We start from the raw sequence: 4,776 nt of genomic DNA on the forward strand, positions 1-4,776 counted from the left end.
CAGCTGGCACCGCGCAGCTATTTCAAGAACGACCGCCGCGAGCAGGTGTCGCATCCTCAGAACTGGATGCGCGTGGTCAGCGCGAAGCGCCGGTCGTTCTTGAAATAGCTGCGCGGTGCCAGCTGTCCTTCGGCGTTGATGACCGAATAGGTCTTCGTCACGCTGTCCAGCAGGTTGACCGCCTGCACGCCGATCTTGAACTGCTTGGTGACCGTGTACAGGATCGTGCCGTCCAGCTGGCCGAAGCTGCCCGAATAGATCGGCAGGAACGGCGCGATCTCGTCACGCACCGTCAGCACGTACTTTGACCGCCAGTTATACGCCGCGCGCAGCGACAACGGCCCCTTTTCATAGAAGACGGTGGCGTTGACCGTATGCTTCGACAAACCTTCCAGCGGCAGCCGCGACACGTCGATCGTGGTGGTCGGCGACGTCGCCTGCGCCGCGCGGCCCTGCGGGATGTTCGACGGATCGACATAGGTGTAGTTGGCCTGCACCCCCAGCCCCGACAGGAAACCGGGCAGGAAATCGTAGGTCTGCTGGTACGAGACCTCGAACCCCTTCACATTGCTGTGGCCTTCGGCGTTCTGCGGGCCGACGAACAGCACGTCCTGCGTCACGCCATTGTTGGTATAGGACCGCGTCTGCGCGACGTTCGAGACGATGACGTTGCTCAGATCCTTGTAGAACAGCGCCGCGGTCAGCGTGCCGACGCGCGCGAAATACCATTCGGCGGTCAGGTCGAACTGGTTCGCCTCCACCGGGCGCAGCAGCGCGTTCGAGTTGCGCGTCGTCCCGTCCAGCCGGAAGACCGAGATGCCGGTCGCCGGCGCGATCTGGATCGTGCTCTGCAACTGGTCGAAGCCGGGCCGCGAGATCGCCTTGGAATAGGCGAAGCGCGTGATGAGGTTCGGCGTCAGCCCCACCTTCAGGTTGAAGCTGGGCAGCCAGTGGTCGAAGCGGTTGCGCGTCACCTGGTTGACCGCCGCGCCGTTTGAGAAGGCGAGGATCGACTGCTGCTGCGTCGGGGTCAGCTGACAGAAGGGGCTGGTCTGCGCCGGCTGCGAGCAGAAAGCGCCAACGCTGCCGCCGCTGCCGATGATCTGCGCCTGCGTCGGGAAGGTGAAGAAGCCGTCCGCATCGTCGGTCGTCTGGACGTAGCGCAGGCCGATATTGCCCGACAGCTTCACCCCGCCGAGCAGGTCGGTGCCCTGCGTCCCGAAGTCGAGCCGGGCATAGGCCGCCTTGGTCTCTTCCGAATTGGTATAGACCTCGTTCGGCAGGAACGGCGTTCCCGGCAGCACGCCCGCGCGCTGGCCGGTCGGGGTCCAGCCACCGGCGTTGGCGCCCTTCTGCGTCTGCCAGATGGCGTTGATCGCCTGCGCCTGCGCCGCGGTCTGCGCATAGTTCGCCGCCGGATTACCGTTGATGTAGAAGGAACCCAGCCCCGATGGGCCGTTGCCGCGATACTGGTTGTCGAAGCTGTCGAAGCCATAGGTGCCCGGCTGCGTGTCGGCGAAGGTCACGGGACCGCTGCCCGACCACGTCTCGCTCAGCACGCCCCAGTTGTAGAGCGTGTAGCGCACCGTCTGGTCGCGGTCGGCATAGCGCGCGCCGACCTTCGCCCGCTTCAGGAAACCGGCATCGTCGAAATCATAGGTCGCATCGCCGCGGAAGGCCCATTCGTGGCCCTTGTTGTCCTCGAAATGGTCCATCGCCGCGCGATAGTAGCTGTTGCGCGGATCGGCGAAATACGCGCCACTGTCCTGGCCGTTGGGCGCCAGGAAGCGGATGTCCGGCGTGTCGCCGGTGACGTCCAGCGCCACATCCGCGAACGTGCCGCCATAGACCGAGAAGTCGGTCTGCTTCGTGGTCGATTCGACATACTGGCCGTCGAAATTGAACGACAGCCGGTCGGTCGCCTGCCACTTCACGTTACCGCCGAAGTCGTTGGTGATCGCGCGCCCCTGCACCCCGCGGTTCGACAGCTGGGTGATCATGCCGCGCTGCTGCCCGCCCGCCGGGGTGTAGCCGCGGTCGATCGAGATCACGCCGGTGCGGAACAGCCCGTCGTCGCCATAGGTGTAGCTGGTGCCCGCCGCCGGGAAGGTCAGCCGGTCGATCGCATCGGGCGCGGTTTCCACCGTATGTTCGCCCCACGTCTGCTTGGCGTCGCTGCGCACGAACTGCAGCGTCGCCAGCAGCGACTTGTCGTTCGATTCGAACTGCAGCGCCGCGGCCGCGCCGAACCGCTCGCGGTTGAACTGCTGCGTGCGGGCGCCGGCACCCACCGGGGCATAGACCAGCTGCCCGGCGGCGAGGCCCGGCATCGTGTCCGTCTCGTTCACGCCATCGCCATTGATGTCGCGCGATCCGTTGAAGCGCGCCTGGTAATTGGTGACCTGAAGCCCGTCGGCGCGGCTGAACAGCTGCGAATAGGACGCGCCCGCCATCACGCCGAACCGGCCGATCGCAGTATCGAAATTGTGCGTGATGAGCCCCGACACCGCCGGCCCGCCCTTCTCCGCGAAATCGCCGTAGTTCATGTCGGCGGACAGATAGGCGACCGACTCGCGGCTATCGAACGGCTTGCGGGTGTTGAGGTTGACCGAGCCGGCGATGCCGCCCTCGATCTGGTCGGCGGTCATGTTCTTGTAGACCTCGACCGAGCCGAGCAGCTCGGGCGACACGTCCTGGAAATTCAGCGCGCGGCCGCCGTTGGCGGAGAAAGTGTCGCGGCCGTTGAATTCCGAGCGCACGTAGTTGAGGCCGCGGATGACGACGCCCGATCCCTCGACCGAGAAATGGTCCGGGTCGCTGCCCGCGGCAAAGCGGGTGATCGACACGCCCGGCACGCGCTGCAACGCCTCGGTCACCGAACGGTCGGGCAGCGCGCCGATGTCCTGCGCGGTGATCGCGTCGACGACGGTATCGGCGTTGCGCTTCAGGTCCTGCGCATTGGCCAGGCTGGCGCGAATGCCGGTGATGACGATCTCATTGCCTGCCTCTGCGGCGTCGGTCGTTGCGGCGTCCGGCGCGGGCGTGGCGGCGTCACCCTGCGGCGGCGTGGCGGGCGCGACCTGCGCGATGGCCGGCGCAGCGATCGCCAGCGCCCAGACGGATGCGCCGGTGCCCAGCAATTGCGTGATGCCGCGACGCGCGACGCGCGAATCGATCCGATGGCTCATTCGATATCCCCCCCGAAGCGGTACGTTTTTCGTCGGCCGATTCCGGCCGCTCCCGATGCGCCATACGCGCAAAGGGAACGTTCACAATAGACAAAAACGCAAAAGTTTCTAGAGCGTCCCAACGCGGGCATCCGACTGTGGTAACGTTACCACAGCGGGCATGGCGGCGGAGGGGGCGAAGGCGATGCGGGTGGTGATTGTCGGCGGCGGCACGGCCGGATGGATGACCGCCGCCGCGCTCGCCCGGCTGGTCCCCGCCGCGCAGGCCGAGATCGTACTGGTCGAATCGGATGAGATCGGCATCGTCGGCGTGGGCGAGGCGACGCTGCCGCACATCCGCGCGTTCAACACCCGCATCGGTATCGACGAGGCCGATTTCATGCGCGCCACCGGCGCCACCTTCAAACTGGGGATCGAGTTTCGCGACTGGGCGCGGATCGGCGACAGCTACATCCACCCGTTCGGGGTGTTCGGGCGCGATACCGACGGGGTCGGTTTCCACCATTATCTGGCGCGCGCCGGGCAGATCGAGCGACTCCAGGACTTTTCGCTGCCGGTCGTCGCGGCGCGCGGCGCGCGCTTCGCCCCGCCCGCCGACGATCCCGAATCGCTGCTATCCACCTATGGCTATGCCTATCAGTTCGATGCCACCCGCTACGCGCCGTATCTGCGCGTGCGGGCGGAGGCGGACGGCGCGCAACGGATCGAGGGGCGCGTGGTGGCGGTGGATCGCGATGCTGACGGCGGGCGCGTCACCGCGGTGCGGCTGGCGGACGGACGCGCGGTGGCCGGCGACCTGTTCGTCGACTGTTCGGGGTTCCGCGCGCTGTTGATCGGCGACACGCTGCGCGAACCGTTCGAGGATTGGTCGCGCTGGCTGCCGTGCGACCGTGCGGTCGCGGTTCCGTGCGCGTCACAAGGGCCGCTGCTGCCCTATACCAGCGCGGTAGCGATGCCCGCGGGGTGGCGCTGGCGCATCCCGCTGCAGCACCGTGTCGGCAACGGCTATGTCTATTCCAGCGCGCATGTGGACGACGATGCCGCGCGCGACGCGCTGCTCGCCGCGATCGAGGGGCCGGCGCTGGCCGAACCGCGACTGCTGCGCTTCCACGCCGGGCGACGGCCGCGCGGCTGGGTCGACAATGTCGTCGCGATCGGGCTGGCGGGCGGGTTCCTGGAGCCGCTGGAATCGACCAGCATCTACCTGATCCAGATCGCGATCACCGCCTTGGTCGAGCTGTTCCCGGACGGCGCGATCGACCCCGCCGACCGCGACGAGTTCAACCGCGTGCTGGGGATCGAATATGACCGCATCCGCGACTTCCTGATCCTCCATTACCACGCCACCGAACGCGACGATGCGCCGTTCTGGACGCGGATGCGCACGATGGAGGTGCCCGACACACTGGCGCGCAAGATGGCACTGTTCCGCGCACGCGGGCGAGTCGAAACCTATCGCGAGGGGGTGTTCCTGGAGCCGAGCTGGATCGCGGTCTATCTGGGGCAGCGTATCGTGCCCGAGGGGTACGACCAGCGCGCCGACGATCGGGCGCGACTGGGCGATGGTAGAGCTGCGCGGTGTCGCCGA

2 protein-coding genes are annotated in these 4,776 nt (G+C 67.0%); one reads left to right on the forward strand and one right to left on the reverse strand.

Going from position 1 to position 4,776, the window contains the following annotated elements; all coding sequences use genetic code 11:
* Window positions 1–56: 56 nt before the first annotated feature.
* Window positions 57–3,188, reverse strand: coding sequence for a TonB-dependent receptor (locus tag AX685_RS16205; protein WP_066490533.1), 3,132 nt, complete (start codon window positions 3,186–3,188; stop codon window positions 57–59).
* A 160-nt stretch (window positions 3,189–3,348) separates the two neighbouring features.
* Here AX685_RS16205 and AX685_RS16210 point away from each other — a divergent pair.
* Window positions 3,349–4,776: tryptophan halogenase family protein (locus tag AX685_RS16210; RefSeq protein ID WP_066490535.1), on the forward strand; the 1,428-nt coding region annotated here is incomplete at its 3' end.

The sequence above is a fragment of the Sphingomonas sp. CCH9-F2 genome (assembly GCF_001556735.1).
Taxonomy (GTDB): domain Bacteria; phylum Pseudomonadota; class Alphaproteobacteria; order Sphingomonadales; family Sphingomonadaceae; genus Sphingomonas; species Sphingomonas ginsenosidimutans.

What these genes read in the sequence shown, in the direction of transcription:
- AX685_RS16205 (WP_066490533.1), bottom strand. Translation starts at nt 3,188, where the DNA reads ATGAGCCATCGGATCGATTCGCGCGTCGCGCGTCGCGGCATCACGCAA.